The 17,495-nt window shown below is 30.4% G+C and carries 14 protein-coding genes; all 14 read left to right on the top strand.

Annotation, left to right across the window (positions count from 1 at the left end; all coding sequences use genetic code 11):
* Window positions 1-96: 96 nt before the first annotated feature.
* The 14 genes from cimA (at window position 97) to J7M87_RS00585 (ending at window position 17,336) form a co-directional block, all read left to right on the top strand.
* On the top strand, window positions 97-1,692 hold the full coding sequence (gene cimA, locus J7M87_RS00650) for a citramalate synthase (RefSeq protein WP_291647673.1): 1,596 nt from the start codon (window positions 97-99) through the stop codon (window positions 1,690-1,692).
* Window positions 1,693-1,708: 16 nt separating this feature from the next.
* Window positions 1,709-2,968, top strand: a complete 1,260-nt coding sequence (gene leuC / locus J7M87_RS00645) for a 3-isopropylmalate dehydratase large subunit (RefSeq protein WP_291647671.1) — start codon at window positions 1,709-1,711, stop codon at window positions 2,966-2,968.
* Window positions 2,969-3,068: 100 nt separating this feature from the next.
* Window positions 3,069-3,557 (top strand): 3-isopropylmalate dehydratase small subunit, encoded by a 489-nt coding sequence (leuD, locus tag J7M87_RS00640; RefSeq protein WP_291647669.1) that lies wholly within the window; start codon window positions 3,069-3,071, stop codon window positions 3,555-3,557.
* 67 nt (window positions 3,558-3,624) lie between these two features.
* The gene (gene leuB, locus J7M87_RS00635; protein ID WP_291647667.1) at window positions 3,625-4,701 is read left to right on the top strand and encodes a 3-isopropylmalate dehydrogenase; all 1,077 of its coding nucleotides are present in this window, start codon (window positions 3,625-3,627) and stop codon (window positions 4,699-4,701) included.
* 14 nt (window positions 4,702-4,715) lie between these two features.
* Window positions 4,716-6,374, top strand: coding sequence for a dihydroxy-acid dehydratase (gene ilvD, locus J7M87_RS00630; RefSeq protein WP_291647665.1), 1,659 nt, complete (start codon window positions 4,716-4,718; stop codon window positions 6,372-6,374).
* Between the two features lie 20 nt (window positions 6,375-6,394).
* Window positions 6,395-8,068 (top strand): biosynthetic-type acetolactate synthase large subunit, encoded by a 1,674-nt coding sequence (ilvB, locus tag J7M87_RS00625; protein ID WP_291647663.1) that lies wholly within the window; start codon window positions 6,395-6,397, stop codon window positions 8,066-8,068.
* 16 nt (window positions 8,069-8,084) lie between these two features.
* Window positions 8,085-9,089, top strand: a complete 1,005-nt coding sequence (gene ilvC, locus J7M87_RS00620) for a ketol-acid reductoisomerase (RefSeq protein ID WP_291647661.1) — start codon at window positions 8,085-8,087, stop codon at window positions 9,087-9,089.
* A gap of 101 nt (window positions 9,090-9,190) precedes the next feature.
* The gene (locus J7M87_RS00615) at window positions 9,191-9,619 is read left to right on the top strand and encodes a hypothetical protein (RefSeq protein ID WP_291647659.1); all 429 of its coding nucleotides are present in this window, start codon (window positions 9,191-9,193) and stop codon (window positions 9,617-9,619) included.
* 242 nt (window positions 9,620-9,861) lie between these two features.
* On the top strand, window positions 9,862-10,818 hold the full coding sequence (gene menA / locus J7M87_RS00610; RefSeq protein WP_291647657.1) for a 1,4-dihydroxy-2-naphthoate polyprenyltransferase: 957 nt from the start codon (window positions 9,862-9,864) through the stop codon (window positions 10,816-10,818).
* A gap of 302 nt (window positions 10,819-11,120) precedes the next feature.
* On the top strand, window positions 11,121-11,666 hold the full coding sequence (locus J7M87_RS00605; protein ID WP_291647655.1) for a hypothetical protein: 546 nt from the start codon (window positions 11,121-11,123) through the stop codon (window positions 11,664-11,666).
* Between the two features lie 139 nt (window positions 11,667-11,805).
* Complete coding sequence (locus tag J7M87_RS00600; protein WP_287598081.1) at window positions 11,806-12,066, top strand: GIY-YIG nuclease family protein; 261 nt, start codon at window positions 11,806-11,808, stop codon at window positions 12,064-12,066.
* A gap of 757 nt (window positions 12,067-12,823) precedes the next feature.
* Window positions 12,824-14,650, top strand: a complete 1,827-nt coding sequence (gene glmS / locus J7M87_RS00595; RefSeq protein ID WP_291647649.1) for a glutamine--fructose-6-phosphate transaminase (isomerizing) — start codon at window positions 12,824-12,826, stop codon at window positions 14,648-14,650.
* A 24-nt stretch (window positions 14,651-14,674) separates the two neighbouring features.
* A complete protein-coding gene (locus J7M87_RS00590; protein ID WP_291647648.1) occupies window positions 14,675-14,845 on the top strand; it encodes a hypothetical protein in 171 nt (56 codons plus the stop codon).
* A 388-nt stretch (window positions 14,846-15,233) separates the two neighbouring features.
* Window positions 15,234-17,336: a hypothetical protein gene (locus J7M87_RS00585; RefSeq protein ID WP_291647646.1), complete on the top strand. Its 2,103-nt coding sequence runs from the start codon at window positions 15,234-15,236 to the stop codon at window positions 17,334-17,336.
* Window positions 17,337-17,495: the final 159 nt, after the last annotated feature.

Below are 17,495 nucleotides of genomic sequence, written 5' to 3'. Positions count from 1 at the left end.
AAAATTAATAATTCAGCATAGATGAATTATATCCATAATTATCAATTGTCGATTATCCACTGTCAATTGTTAATTATCTTTGGGGGTGTTTTAGCAATGAGCAATAGGCGAATAGAGATTTTTGATTCGACTTTAAGGGATGGGGCACAGGGTGAAGATATTTCATTTTCTCTTGAAGATAAGATAAAGGTTGCTATGGCGTTAGATGAGATAGGGGTATCTTATATAGAGGCGGGAAATCCTGGGTCAAATCCAAAGGACATGGAATTTTTTGAAAGGATGAAAAAAGTTAATTTAAAGAATTCTAAGTTAGCAGCATTTGGAGCAACAAGAAAAGCGAACATTAAGGCTGAAGATGATATTAATATAAAAAGTTTAATAAAAGCAGAAACAGATGTTATTGTTATCTTCGGTAAAGCATGGGATTTTCAAGTTAAGGAAATATTGAAAACTTCATTGAATGAAAATATAAATATGATAACTGATTCAATTAAATATATAAAAAGTAAGAATAAAGAAGTCATATTTGATGCAGAGCATTTCTTTGATGGATATAAAGAAAATAAAGCATATGCTATGGAAACTATAAATACTGCAAAGGAAGCTGGGGCTGATGTAATAGTATTATGTGATACAAATGGAGGGACGCTTCCATCTGAAATTAAAAATATATCAAAAAATGTAATAGAATCAATAGGTGGAAGAGTAGGAATTCATTGTCATAATGATATTGGAATGGCGATATCTAATTCAATAATGGCTATAGAAGAAGGGATATGCCATGTTCAAGGAACTTTTATAGGTGTTGGGGAAAGATGTGGCAATACTAATTTATCAGCTATTATTCCAACATTACAATTAAAAATGGGATATGAGACCATACCACAAGAAAAGTTAGCAAATTTAACAAAGGCAGCAAGGTTCATTTCAGAAATTTCGAATATAAATTTATTAGATAATATGCCATATATAGGAGCATCAGCTTTTGCACATAAGGGTGGGATGCATATAGATGCAGTTTGTAAATCATCAAAATCATATGAGCATATAAAACCAGAGCTTATAGGTAATGATAGAAGGTTTTTAGTATCAGAAGTAAGCGGTAAAAGCACAATTCTAAAAGAAATACAAAAAATTTTTCCAAACATAACAAGAGAAAGTGAAGAAGTAGAAAAGATAACTAATAGGCTAAAGGAATTAGAATATGAGGGCTATAAGTTTGAAGGGGCAGAAGGGACAGTAGAACTCTTAATAAGAAAGACAATAGGAAAGTATAAACCTTTCTTCAAGCTTAATCATTTTAAAACCATAGGAGAACAGCCATGGAATAATAAGGATTTTACTTCAACAGCATTAATTAATATAACAGTTGATGGTAAGAATAAAATGACTGCATGTGAAGGTGATGGACCTGTAAATGCATTGGATAAAGCGTTAAGAGAAGCTCTTGAAAGTTTTTATCCACAATTAAAAGAAATCAGATTAGTAGATTATAAAGTTAGAGTTTTAGATTCAGAAAGTGCTACAGGAGCAAAGGTAAGAGTTCTTATAGAATCAACAGACGGGGTAGAAAATTGGAGTACAGTTGGGGTATCAAGAGATGTTGTGCAGGCTAGTTGGATAGCTTTAGTCGATTCTTTAGAATATAAATTAATAAAAGATATAGAAAAAACAGTAAGAATGTATTTTTAAAAGGGGGACTAAAAACATGGGAATGACTATGACTCAAAAGATTCTAGCGGATCATGCAGGACTAGAAAGTGTAAAGGCAGGTCAATTAATTGAAGCAAATTTAGATTTAGTATTAGGTAATGATATTACATCTCCAGTTGCAGTAAAAGAATTTAATAAATTAAATTTAGATAAGGTATTTAATAAAGATAAAATAGCTATAGTACCAGATCACTTTACACCAAATAAAGATATAAAAGCAGCAGAACAGTGTAAATTTATTAGAGAATTTGCAATAGAAAAAGAGATAACTAATTTTTTTGAAGTTGGTGAAATGGGAATAGAACATTGCTTAATACCAGAAAAGGGGTTAGCAGTTGCAGGAGATGTTGTAATTGGGGCAGATTCACATACTTGCACATATGGAGCATTAGGAGCATTTTCAACAGGAATAGGATCAACAGATATGGCAGCTGGAATGGCTACAGGTAAATGTTGGTTTAAGGTTCCTTCAGCAATAAAGTTTGTATTAAAAAACAAACCATCAAAATGGGTTAGTGGAAAAGATGTAATACTTCATATAATTGGGATGATAGGTGTTGATGGTGCTTTATATAAATCCATGGAATTTGTAGGAGATGGACTAAAACATTTATCAATAGATGATAGATTTACAATGGCCAATATGGCTATTGAAGCTGGTGGAAAAAACGGAATATTTCCAGTAGATGATGTAACAATTAAATACTTAATGGACCATGCACAAAGAGAATGGAAAGTCTATGAAGCAGATGAAGATGCTGAATATGATGAAATTTATGAAATAGATTTAAGCGCATTAAGACCAACAGTAGCATTTCCACATTTACCAGATAACACAAGAACTATAGATGAAGTTGGGGAAGTAGCTGTAGATCAAGTTGTTATAGGATCTTGCACAAATGGAAGGATATCAGATTTAAGAGTTGCAAGAAATATACTAAAAGGTAAAAAAGTTAAAAAGGGAGTTAGATGTATTGTATTCCCAGGAACTCAAAATATTTATCTTCAGGCTTTAGAAGAAGGAATAATAAAAGATTTAGTAGAAGCTGGGGCAGTATTTTCAACACCAACTTGTGGTCCATGCCTAGGTGGGCATATGGGAATACTTGCAAAAGGTGAAAGAGCAATATCAACAACAAACAGAAACTTCGTAGGAAGAATGGGACACGTTGAATCAGAAGTATACCTAGCAAGTCCAGCAGTAGCAGCAGCATCAGCATTGATGGGGAAGATAACAAATCCTGAAGAAGTATAGAGCAATGGATAATGGACAATCTAGGAAATAGCTCAGGCGAGCTGAGTTATATCCACAATTATCAATTTTCCATTGTCAATTAAAATAAGGGGGTATAAAAATGAAAGCAAGTGGAAGAGTTTTTAAATATGGTGACAATGTAGATACTGATGTAATAATTCCTGCAAGGTATTTAAATACATCGGATCCTAAGGAGTTAGCAACGCATTGTATGGAGGATATAGATTCTGATTTTACTAAGAATGTTAAAGCGGGAGATATAATTGTTGCAAATAAGAATTTTGGATGTGGATCATCAAGGGAGCATGCTCCAATAGCAATAAAAGAAAGTGGAGTAAGTTGTGTAATAGCATCAACATTTGCAAGGATATTTTATAGAAATGCAATAAATATAGGACTGCCAATAATAGAGTGCGAGGAAGCAGTTAAGTCAATAGATGCAGGAGATGAGCTTGAAATAGACTTTACTACAGGAATTATAAAAAATAAATCAAAAAATCAAGAATATCAAGGAGAGCCGTTTCCAGAGTTTATGCAAAAAATAATAAATAGCAATGGACTAGTAAACTATATTAAGAAAAATTCATAGTCAATGGATAATGGAAGAGCAATTGTCAAATGTCCATTATCAATTAATACAAGGGGGGCTTTTAGATATGAATTATAAAATAGCAGTTATACCAGGGGATGGAATTGGTCCAGAGGTTGTGGAACAAACTGTGAATATTTTAAATTGTGTTGGGGATAAGTTTAATCATGTGTTTGAATATGAGTATTTATTAGCTGGAGGATGTGCAATTGATGAAAAAGGAACACCTCTTCCGGATGAAACTTTGGAATCATGTAAGAAGGCTAATGCCATATTGCTTGGTGCAGTTGGAGGCCATAAGTGGGATAATCCAAATTCGAAAATCAGGCCAGAACAAGCGTTACTTGGGCTTAGAGGTGGAATGAATTTATATTGTAATTTAAGGCCAGCTTTATTATATGAACCTCTTAAGGATGCATCTCCACTTAAAGATAGCATTATAGGAGATGGAATTGATATATGTGTAGTTAGAGAATTAACTGGTGGCATATATTTTGGAGAAAGAGGAAGAGAAGATATAAATGGTGTTGATGGAGCTTATGATACTGAAAGATATAATGTAAATGAAGTAAGAAGAATAGCTAAAATAGCATTTGATACAGCAATGAAGAGAAAGAAAAAACTTACTAGTGTTGATAAGGCAAATATTTTAGAAACTTCAAGGTTATGGAGAAGTGTTATAGAAGAAGTAGCTAAGGATTATCCAGAGGTAGAAGTAAATCATATGTATGTTGATAATGCAGCTATGCAATTAGTTAGGGACCCAAGACAGTTTGATGTGATAGTAACATCTAATATGTTTGGAGATATTTTATCTGATGAAGCTAGTATGATAACAGGATCTATAGGAATGTTACCTTCAGCTTCACTAGGAGATGGTACTCTTGGAATGTATGAGCCGATACATGGAAGTGCACCGGATATTGCAGGAAAGGGAATAGCAAATCCACTAGCAACAATACTTTCAGCAGCAATGATGCTAAGGTTTAGTTTTAATTTAGAAGAAGAAGCTAGACTTATAGAAGAATCTGTTGTAGAAGTTCTAAAAAATGGATATAGAACAGGTGATATTATGAGTGAGGGAATGAAGCTAGTTGGAACTAAGGAAATGGGAGAGTTAGTTTTACAAAAAATATTAGGATAAAAGAGGTGAGTTATTTGAGAAGTGATGTAGTTAAAAAGGGACCATCAAGAGCTCCTCACAGATCATTACTAAAGGCTACAGGTCTCACAGATGAAGAAATAAATAGACCATTAATTGGAGTTGTAACATCACAAAATGATATAATTCCAGGTCATATAAATTTAGATAAAATAGTTGAAGCAGTTAAAAAAGGAATATTGTTATCTGGGGGAACCCCTTTAGTATTTCCTACTATAGGAGTATGTGATGGTATTGCCATGGGACATGAAGGAATGAAGTATTCATTAGTTACAAGAGAACTTATAGCAGATACCATAGAGTGCATGGTCAAGGCTCATGGATTTGATGCATTAGTTTTAATACCAAATTGCGATAAGATTGTTCCAGGAATGATGATGGCATCATTAAGGTTAAACATTCCAGCAATTGTTGTGAGTGGAGGACCAATGCTTGCAGGAAAATTTAATGGTAAGGAAGTATCACTTTCAACTATGTTTGAAGCAGTTGGGGCGTATGAGAATGGGACTATGTTAGAAGGGGATTTATGTGATCTTGAAAATAAGGCGTGTCCAACGTGTGGATCATGTTCGGGAATGTTTACAGCAAATTCAATGAATTGTTTAGCAGAGGTTTTAGGGTTAGCATTACCTGGTAATGGTACTATACCAGCAGTATATTCAGAAAGAATAAGACTTGCTAAATATGCAGGGATGAAAATAATGAATTTATTAGAAAAAGATATAAAGCCAAGAGATATAGTTAATGAAAAATCTATAAAAAATGCTTTAACAGTTGATATGGCTTTAGGATGCTCAACAAATAGTGTGCTTCATTTAACTGCAATTGCAAATGAAGCAAAGGTTGAAATGAACTTAGATATTATCAACGAAGTATCTTCAAAAACTCCAAACCTTTGTAAATTAGCACCAGCATCAGAAACTCATATAGAAGATTTATATTGGGCTGGTGGAATACAAGCTGTTATGAAAGAACTTTCAAAGAAAGATTTATTACATTTAGATTGTATAACAGCAACTTCTAAGACACATAAGGAAAATCTAAAAGGTGCAGTTGTAAATGATAATAATGTAATAAGAAATATAGATAATCCATATAGCGCTACAGGTGGTATTCAAGTATTAAAAGGAAATCTAGCAGAAGATGGGGCAGTAGTTAAAAAATCAGCAGTATTAGAAGAAATGTTAACACATAAGGGGCCGGCAAGAGTATTTGATTCCGAAGAAGAAGCAATAGAAGCAATTCTTTCTAAAAAAATAGTAAAAGGTGATGTAGTAGTAATAAGGTATGAAGGACCAAAAGGTGGACCAGGAATGAGAGAAATGCTATCTCCTACATCCGCAATAGCAGGAATGGGCTTAGATAAATACGTAGCATTAATAACAGATGGAAGATTTAGTGGGGCAACAAAAGGAGCTGCAATAGGACATGTATCTCCAGAAGCGGCAGAAGGAGGAACAATAGCATTAGTTGAAGAAGGAGACACTATTTCAATAGATATACCAAAGGGTAAACTAGAACTTTTAATAGATGATGAAGTTTTAGCAGAAAGAAGAAAAAATCTAAAATTACTAGAATCAAAAGTAAAAGAAGGATACTTAGCGAGGTATGCTAAGTTAGTAAGCTCTGCTAGCAAAGGAGCAATACTTAAATAATGTAAAAAAGGGGGGTATTTATGTTTTTAACAGGGGCTGAAATATTGATTAAATCTCTTTTAGATGAGGGTGTTGATACTATTTTTGGATATCCTGGTGGTGCTGTTCTTAATATATATGATGAATTGTATAGATATAGGGATAAGATAAATCATATATTAACAGCGCATGAGCAAGGGGCGGCACATGCAGCAGATGGATATGCTAGGGCTACTGGAAGGGTTGGGGTATGTTTAGCAACTTCTGGACCTGGGGCAACTAATCTTGTGACTGGCATAGCAACTGCATATATGGATTCCATACCTATGGTTGCAATAACAGGAAATGTTACAAAGCAGCTTCTTGGAAAAGATAGTTTTCAAGAAGTAGATATAACTGGAATAACTATGCCGATAACAAAGCATAATTATATAGTTAAAGATGTTAATGATTTACAAAATATTATAAGAGAAGCTTTTTATATAGCTAAAGAAGGAAGACCGGGGCCGGTGCTAATAGATATACCAAAAGATATTACAGCAGCTAAAGCAAAATATGAACCTATAGTGCCAAAGGAAGTAACGAGAAAAACAAAGCATATAACTAATGAAGCCTTAGAAGAGGTAGCAGCTTTAATAAATGAGGCAGAAAATCCTTTTGTGTATGCAGGAGGAGGAATAGTAGCATCAGAAGCTTTTGAAGAGCTAAAGGAGTTTGTTGATAAAATAAATTCACCAATAGCGACTTCTCTTATGGCGATTTCAGCATTTCATTATAATCATCCTTTATATACGGGCATGATAGGTATGCATGGAACTAAAGCATCAAATATACTTGCCACTAAATGTGATCTTTTAATAAATTTAGGAGCAAGGTTTAGTGATAGAGTTATAAATAATCAAAAAAATATAAAGAATGCAAAGGTAGTTCATATAGATGTAGATCCAGCAGAAATTAATAAAAATATTAAAGTAGATTCGTTTATAGTTGGGGATTTAAAGATTGTTCTTCAAAAATTAATACCATTATTAAAAGAAAAGAAAAATGAAGAATGGTTAAGTAAAATGAATGAACTCAAGTCTTTAAATGATAGAGATACTTTTGTTACAAGAGAATTAACACCAGAGTTTTTATTTAGAAAGTTAAGTGAATTAGATGATGGAAGTTTTGTAATTGCAACTGAAGTTGGTCAACATCAAATGTGGGCAGCTCAATACTTTAAATATAAAAATCCAAGAAGCTTCATATCTTCAGGCGGGCTTGGAACTATGGGATTTGGATTAGGAGCATCAATTGGGGCTCAAATTGCATTAAAGAATAAGCAGGTTTTTAATATAGCTGGTGATGGAAGCTTTGGAATGAATTGTAATGAACTAGCTACAGCAGTTAAAAATAATTTGCCTGTAATTGTAATAATAGTTAATAATAATTCATTAGGGATGGTAAGGCAATGGCAAAACTTTTTCTATGAAGCAAGATATTCATCAACAACTTTAAATAGATCAACTGATTTTGTTAAATTAATTGAGGCTTTTGGGGGAAGAGGTTTTAGGGTTTATGAAAAAGAAGAACTAGAACCTGCGTTAAGGGAAGCCTTAGAGTTTAAAGGGCCAGTAGTAATTGATTATGTAATTCATAATGATAAAAAGGTATTTCCTATGGTTGCACCTGGTGCACCAATTAATGAAATAATAAGTGAAGAAGATGTAGAATAATTAGGGGGTTAGAAAAATGGCAAAAATGTATTATGAAAAGGACACAAATTTAGAATTATTAAAGGGGAAAAAGGTTGCTATAGTTGGATATGGTAGTCAAGGACATGCTCATGCATTAAATTTACATGAAAGTGGAGTAGATGTTGTTGTTGGACTTTATGATGGAAGCAAGTCTTGGGAAAGAGCTGAAAATGCAGGATTACAAGTAGCAACAGTTGCAGAGGCTGCAAAGGTTGCAGATGTAGTAGTTATATTATTACCAGATGAAAAACAAGCAAAGGTATATAAATCAGAAATAGCTCCATATTTAGAAGAAGGAAATGCATTAGTATTTGCTCATGGATTTAACATTCATTATGGACAAATAGTTCCACCAGAAAATGTAGATGTATTTATGTGTGCACCTAAGGGACCTGGACATATGGTAAGAAGAACTTATACAGAAGGTTCAGGGGTCCCATGTTTAATAGCTGTATATCAAAATCCAACAGGAAATGCTAGAGATTTAGCTTTAGCTTATTCAAATGGAGTAGGTGGAGCTAGAGCAGGTGTTTTAGAAACTACATTTAAAGATGAAACAGAAACAGATTTATTTGGAGAGCAAGCAGTTCTTTGTGGAGGTTGTACAGCACTTATAAAAGCAGGATTTGAAACTTTAGTAGAAGCAGGATATGCTCCTGAAAATGCATATTTTGAGTGCCTACATGAAATGAAGTTAATTGTAGATTTACTATATCAAGGCGGAATGAGCATGATGAGATATTCTATATCAGATACTGCTGAATATGGTGACTATATGGTAGGTAATAGAATAGTAACTGAAGAAACAAAGAAGGAAATGAAAAAGGTATTATCAGAAATCCAAGATGGAACTTTTGCAAAGAATTGGTTATTAGAAAATCAAGTTGGAAGACCTATGTTTAATGCAAGAAGAAGAATGGAAGCAGAACATCCAATTGAAAAAGTAGGTCAAGAATTGAGAGAAATGATGAGTTGGATAGATACTAAGAAGTTAGATTAAAAAAGTTTACAAAGTTGTTATGGTTTGTCCATAACAACTTTATTTTATACACATTTAATATATGATATAATAAAATAAGGAAAAACAAAGGAGGATTGGGTATGTTTTTGAATGAACTTAGTAGAGAGTTAGGTACTGCCTATATCAACTTACTTGTAGAATTTGCATTAGTAGATGATAAAGTAGAAGAAAAAGAGAAGGAATTAATTGAGAGAGCCTTAAAAGAAATGAATATGGAAAACTTTGATTTAGAAGAAGTTAGCCATGAAGAAACAATTAATATCATAAAGAATGCTGGAGAGAGAATAATAAACATAGTATTTTTTGAATTAACTAGAGTTGCATTAGCAGATGCTGAATATGAGATGTCTGAAGTAAGATTTTTAGATGATTTAGCTGAAGAACTAAGTATTTCTAGGGTTAAAAGATTCCAAATGGCAGATTATTTTTATAAGCATTCAGAATATGATGAAGAGAATATAGAAAGTCAAGAATCAGTTAAAATAGAAGCACAAGCATTTTTAAATTAAAAATTAAATAAATGAAAGTGAATCAGTAGAGAAAACTTATACTTTTATATTAGAGAACTTATTTATAAAAATAATAAAAGTGCCTTTCTCTACTTTTTATTTTAATCTTCAAGTGAAAATATATTAGTTTATTCTAATTTTAAGCAAATTTATAAAATTAGTAAACTTACATATTTTCACTTTGCTATTTTATAAATAAGTAATAAAATAAGTAATGAAATATTTTGAAGGGAGAGTTTATTTTGGGAATAGGAAGCTTTTTAAGATTAGTAGAAATGCAAACTAAAGTAGCAAGTGTAATTCCATTTTTATTAGGGACTTTTTATGCTTTATACAGATATGATAATTTTAATATAAAAAATGCAACAATAATGTTTTTATCAATGATAATATTTGATATGACTACTACAGCAATTAATAATTATATGGATTATGCAAAAGCAATCAAAAAAGAAGGATATGGATATGAAACTCATAATGCTATAGTTAATTATAATTTAAATCCAAGAGTAGTTAGGATGACGATTTATTTTATGCTTATATTAGCAGCAGCTTTAGGCTTATTATTAGTTAAAAATACAAATATAATAGTTCTATTCATAGGCGCAGTTTCATTTGTTATAGGAATTACATATTCATTTGGTCCAATACCAATATCAAGGACACCGTTTGGAGAAATATTCTCAGGCCTTGCAATGGGTTTTATAATAACATTTTTAACTATATATATACATATTTTTGATTCAAGAATATTATCAATTAACTTCAATAATTTAAGTAATATAAGCATTAATTTCAATATAGTTGAATTAGTGTACATATTTATTGTAAGTTTACCTGTTATACTAGGAATTTCAAATATAATGCTTGCAAACAATATTTGCGACATAGATGAAGATATAGAAAATAAAAGATACACACTTCCAATATATATTGGAAAAGAAAATGCCTTAAAGGTATTTAAATGGTTATACTATATTGGATTTATAGCTATAGTAGTTGGAGTATTACTTAGAGTATTACCAATAGTTTCAATAGTAACATTATTAGTGTTAAAATTAATAAGAGAAAATATAAATAAATTCAATAAAATTCAAACTAAAAAAGATACTTTTATATTAGCAGTAAAAAATTTTGTTATGATGAATGTTACTTATGCATTAACTATATTAGTTGGAGTTATTTTAAATGTATTTTAAAAAATGAAAATGTTATTTAAGAAATTTGAAATAAACTAAATTATTTTATCAATTTGTGTAAAATTACATAAATAATTTTTAATTTTAAAGAAGGACCTGTCTTTTAAGATAGATCCTTCTTTTTTAACATAAGTTTAGATGATATAAGTATCATATTTGTGGTAACTTTGAGCTTACAGAGCTTGTGAGGGACCATCAATATTATACTTATCTAATAAGTATAATTTAAAAATTAAGAGAGAAAATAATTATGTGGTTAAGAGAGAGAAAAAAATTATATGGTGAAAAAAGGAGGAAATAAAATGAAAAAATTATTAATAGGAATGTTAATAACTTGTAGTTTAGGATTAGCAGCCTGTGGAACAAATAATGCAGAAGATCCATCAACAAAAAACAATTCAGGCACAGGAGTAACTGATGGTACAAACGGAACAAATAATGGGCCAAATAATGGAGCAAATAATGAAGCGAATAATGGAATGAACAATGGTGCAAATGGTACTGGTGTGTCAGATAATACAAATCCGAATGCTAATGGCACCAATAATCAAGGGGCATCAGTAAATGATAGTAGGACTTCCATAAACGATTTGTACACAGAATTTAAAGGAAAAGTTGAGGGCGGAATAGAAAATATAAAAACTGAAGATTGGGATAAATATAGCAGTGAGTTTAAAGGGAAACTTACAAATGCAAGGAATACGATTCAAGATGCTTCAATAAAAAGTACTGTAGATGACATGGAAAATCTATTTAATGAATATGATACAGCAATAAGACAAAAAACAGATGTAGCTAAAGATAAAGTAGAAGAAATGAGAAATAGAATAGAAAATGCATTAAAGTAGATAGTGAATAAAAGGTTATCTTAAAAAGTATAGTTTAAGATAACCTTTTTATTAAGCTATAAATTACTTTTATAAAAGCTTTTTATTGAGTTATAATTTACTTATTAAAAATATAATGAAGATTAGACTAGGTGATAAAATGAATTATGTTTATATATTAAAATGTAGTGATAATACCTTATACACAGGGTGGACAACCTCTCTAGAAAAAAGAATAAAAGCTCATAATAGTGGAAAGGGAGCTAAATATACAAGAGCTAGATTGCCAGTAGAAATAGTATATTTTGAAAAATTTGAAGATAAAAAAGATGCAATGAAAAGAGAATATGCAATAAAGCAATTATCTAGACAGGAAAAATTAAAATTAATAGGTAGTTTTATTGAGGACGATGCAGTTTAAATTAAATACTAGTGAATTATATATATTTATAATAAAAATGAAATTAAGAAAGATGTAGTTACTTTAAAAAAAGCTAAAGTAACTACATCTTTTTTGTAAGAATAGATAATTTATAAAATATTAAGCTTTAAAGTATATAAATATAAAAACTCAGCTCAAGCTGAGTTTTTTCCATAGCTATCAATTATCAATTGTCCATTGTAAATATGTCTAGACATCTACATGTATAGTTATTAATAGGAGTAAACAAAAGATAATAGAAGGTATACAGAATTAATTTGACAAAATAGCTTAAAATAATTAAATTTAAATTAAAATGGTTGATTTTAAGAAAAATTATGTTAGAATTAGTGTAGATTTTAATTTGAAGTGCATAAGATAAATTATAAAAATTAAAAGGAGGATAGAAGAATATAAAAGCGCCAGAGCTATTTGTTATTTTTAATAATGTAAATAGCTGACGAGGTTGGGGAGTATCGATACTTCGGCGGGTGCCCCACGGTATTGCACACTACCGTTAACAGCTAATAAAACTGTGAAGTGATTTGCAGGACAAGATTAGCTTGGTGTTAAAGCCTTCAAGGTGCTATCGCACAATTTAAAATTAATAATTAAAAATGTAAAGTTAAAGAAGAAACTAAATAAAGAGTTTCTAAAATGGATATATTTTACATTATAAATTTTAAATTTAAAGGTGTTATGATAGCTTCTTAATTTTAAAATCAATAATATAAATAAGTGGAAGGAAGAAAAGAACATGTGCGGAATAGTTGGATTCGTAGGAAAAAAGGAAGCATCTCCAATATTAGTTGAGGGATTAGCAAAGCTTGAATACAGGGGATATGACTCAGCAGGAGTAGCTGTATTAGAGGATGGAGAAATTAAAGTTAGAAAGTTTAAAGGACGTTTAAAAAACTTAGCTGATGATTTAGAGCAGAGTCCTTTAAAGGGAAGTATGGGAATAGGACACACTAGATGGGCAACTCATGGAGAACCATCAGATATAAATTCACATCCTCATACAAATGGAAACGCAACAATAAGTGTTGTTCATAATGGAATAATAGAAAATTATATTAAGTTAAAAGAATGGCTTAAGACAAAGGGATATGAGTTTTACTCAGAAACTGATACAGAGGTTATTCCAAACTTAGTAGATTATTATTATAAAGGTGATTTATTTGAAGCTGTAGTAAAGGCAACTTCAAAAATGGAAGGAAGCTATGCAATAGGTGTTATTTGCAAAGATGAACCAGATAAAATAGTTGCAGTTAGAAAAGATAGTCCATTAATAGTCGGACTTGGAGAAAGTGAATACTTTATAGCTTCAGATATACCAGCAGTTCTTAATCATACAAGAGAAGTTTATTTATTAGAAGATAAAGAGTTTGTAGTAATGACTAGAGATGGAATAGAAATTAAAACAGAAGATGGTGAAGTTATAAATAAAGAAGTATATCATGTTACTTGGGATGTTGATGCTGCTGAAAAAGGTGGATATGAAGATTTTATGCTAAAAGAAATTCATGAGCAGCCAAAGGCAATAAAAGATACTTTAACTTCAAGAGTTTTAAAGGATTCAAAAGTTCAATTAGATAATATAAATATCACTAAAGAAGAATTAGAATCTTTTGATAGAGTGTTTATTGTAGCTTGTGGAACAGCTTACCATGCAGGATTAGTTGGAAAAACTATAATTGAAAGATTAGCTAAAATACCAGTTGAAGTTGATATAGCATCAGAATTTAGATATAGAGAGCCATTAATAACTGGAAATTCATTATTAATAGTTGTAAGCCAATCAGGAGAAACAGCAGATACTCTAGCAGTTTTAAGAGATGCTAAGAAAATAGGAGCAAAAGTTATTGCTATAACAAATGTTGTTGGAAGTTCAGCTTCAAGAGAAGCACATCATGTTCTTTATACTTGGGCAGGTCAAGAAATAGCTGTTGCATCAACAAAAGCTTACGAAACACAATTAATAGCAATGTATATTTTGGGAATATACTTTGGAGAAGTTAAGGGTATAATTAATAATAAAATAGCAGAAGAGCTTAAAGAAGAGTTAATGAACTTACCAGAAAAGGTAAATCAAATATTAGTTAAGAAAGATGAATTACAAAAGTTTGCATCTAAAAATTATATGGATAAAGATCTTTTCTTTTTAGGAAGAGGATTAGATTATGCTGTTGCTTTAGAGGGTTCTTTAAAACTTAAAGAAATATCATATATCCATTCAGAAGCATATGCAGGTGGAGAATTAAAGCATGGTCCAATAGCATTAATAGAAAATGGAACTCCAGTAATAGCATTATTAACAGAAAATAGATTAAGAGACAAAATGATAAGTAATATCAGAGAGGTAGTTACAAGAGGGGCAAGAGTTTTAGCAATAGCAAATGAAGGGGACGAAGATGCAAAAGAAGTTTGCAATGATGTAATTTATATTCCAAATACAAATTCTTTATTAACACCAGTATTATCAGTAGTTCCACTTCAATTAATATCATATTATATGGCTAAACAAAAAGGTTGTGACGTAGACAAGCCACGTAACCTAGCAAAATCAGTTACTGTTGAATAATTTTATTATAAGGAGAGAAGAGTTATGAGAGAAGAATTAATTAATAATTTATTAAATGAATATAGAGAAACAGAAAAAGCACTAGAGCTTGGAATGGATTTACTAAGTGAAAAAGATTATGCTAAAGGTAAATTAGATTTAGTAAAAGTCATTATTGCTGATTTAGAAAAGTTATCAAATAAGGCAACTAACTAATCTAAATAAATTACAAGAAAAACTATGTACCTTTGGATGCATAGTTTTTTTGTATTTTAATACTAATCTTTTAGTAGGTGGTTACATAAAGATTATTATATAATTTAGTATATAAAACACGCCACATATTATAAGTTTGTGGGGAATATTCAAGAAAACTTGAAGCTATAGACAGTTAAACCTCTCATAGTGTAGCATTATTTTCATTTATATTTAATACATGCTTGAGTAAATGATACAGTAACCTTTATGTTATCATTTTCATATTTATATATAGGTTTCAAATTAAATATTATAAATAGAAAATGCCAATCAGTGAAGTTTATTAGCACTAACTTCTTTAATCGTAGCTTTTCCAGTATTAATATATAAAGAGAGGTATGGTAAATTGAATAACTTTAAGAATTATCCTTGGTATTACCAACAATCCTACTGTACTTATATTCTCCAAAATTATAATTTACCTCTTTATCTTAGGCAGGATGATACATTTACAATACCAGACTATGCAAAAACAAAAAAAGTTATTCCAATAGGAGAAGAGTTTTTTATACCAGAATTTAAAATTTCTCAATGCAATATAACTAGAGTAAATGATTATCCTCAATACTACAGATCTTTTAAAATAAGTATGAATAAAATTAAACAAGAGTTTAAAAATACTGAAAGTTCAGTAAAAAAAACAGCCCAAAGAATCAACGATGAGCTTAATAAATTGATTGGAAATAATAATGAAGAAATTAGAAAATTGGAAAAGGATATAGATGAAAAAAAGCGGCTTCTATATAGCAATGAATGTGCACCTTATGGCTCTGAAATAAATGATGAATGCCTTAAACATACAAAAGAACTAAAAGAGCTTGAAGAAAAATTAATAGAATTAAGAAGCAGAAAAAATTTCTGGGATTCATTAAATGGTGCTAGAAATAAATTCCAAAACGATTTAAAGGTGCTTGCTAATGATGAAATTCCCAATGTTTCATGGCCAAGAAGCTGGCCAAGCTTAGAAGAAATAGAATTTTTACCTGTAATAGCAGAAAAACATTTGGATCTTCCTAAAACACTAAAAGATATGAATATAAATCCATCATTAATTAAAGAAATTCCTATTCCAGAAGATATAGGAACAATGCTAAATATACCAAGTGATATTAAACTTGACACGAATTTAGATAATTTAAAAAAGCAAATACAGTTTGATAGTTTATCCTATTCTCCTCAGCAAGTACTTCAGGATATCCAAAATAAAGCAATAGGAGAGCTACAAAAGTATAATATGTGCCTTTTTATTAAAAATACTCCTTATTCACTGCAAATACAATTAGAGTATGTATCTAATTTTAAAAAACTTGTGGAATATTATATTTATGGATGCTTAGAAAAAGCTAAAAAAGCAGCTATAGCCATTTTTGCAGGATATATACCATCTATAATTAATACCTATGGAGCAACTATACCTCCAGCTATTTCAAATGCATTTGCAACTTATTGGACTACATTTAAGAAGTGTTTATTTGATGTATATAATACCTTTAAAAAGGATTTGGAAAATATAACCAATACAAAAGGCTTTGATGAATTCATAAAAGCTATTGAAAAATATGTATCTATAGATTTTGTGATGGAAAAACGTTTTGTTCCTTGGGAAAAGAAAGCATCTTTAGCTGATTTAGTAACTGGTGGTTTAAGGGGCAAAATGCTATATGATTCTATGTATATTGCAGAGAAATACATGTATATATATCCAAGTAGTATCTGCAAAAGAACACATCAGGTACCTAACCCGATTTCACCAGAAGAAGAATATGTACAAAGTGAACCTCAATTCTCCTATTTTGGAATGAATCACACTATGGATGAAGAATCTCTAATAAAAACTATATATAAATGTGGTAGACTTGGTATGTGGATATTTGTAACATTAAAAGAGGTTACTCCAGAGGGATTGCCAATATTTTTTTGGCTTAATGTTAAAAGCTTTAAAGATAATATACTCTCGGGTTATAGCATAGATAGAGCAGCAGATAAAAGTAAAATTAAAAAATATATGGATATTTCTATCCAAAACATCAAAAATCTTGTATGTTATGATCTATATATAAATCCAGTAGATAATGAAAATGATTTAATAGCACCATATTTTCCTCATATTGAAACTGTTTGTTCAATGGATAAAGGCCAGCTTTTTGGGAAAGGTTATTTAGATGCTGATAAAGGGATACTTATATATTATGAAGTATATTACTGTGGAGTATACACAAAAATTTATATAGACGATGTTTTAAAATCTGATTTATATTTACCTCGTATTGGAGGGAAAGTTTATAACGTATATAATCACCCAGTGTCAGCTACTAATTCTTATATTATACTTCTTGATATTACCAAAAGTGAAAAAGACATTCAAAATAGATTGCGTATAAATATATCAGAAAAATCATTTGACGAAATAACATATAACTTTTTATGGGAAATAAAGCTCCCATGGTAAAGATATATTATAAAATAAAATAAGATAAAGAACTATTGTATTGAAGTTTACTTCTTTGCAATAGTTTTTTATTTTAGTGTAGGTTATTAATACAAAATTTAATTCTAATAATATTGAAAGAGAAATTTGTACAATTACAAAAAAAGAAAGTGATTTTAA

It is taken from the genome of Clostridium sp., assembly GCF_017888565.1.
Classification (GTDB): domain Bacteria; phylum Bacillota; class Clostridia; order Clostridiales; family Clostridiaceae; genus Clostridium.
Note: the sequence above shows the minus strand (reverse complement) of the source record. Positions and strands in the feature narration are given on the sequence as shown.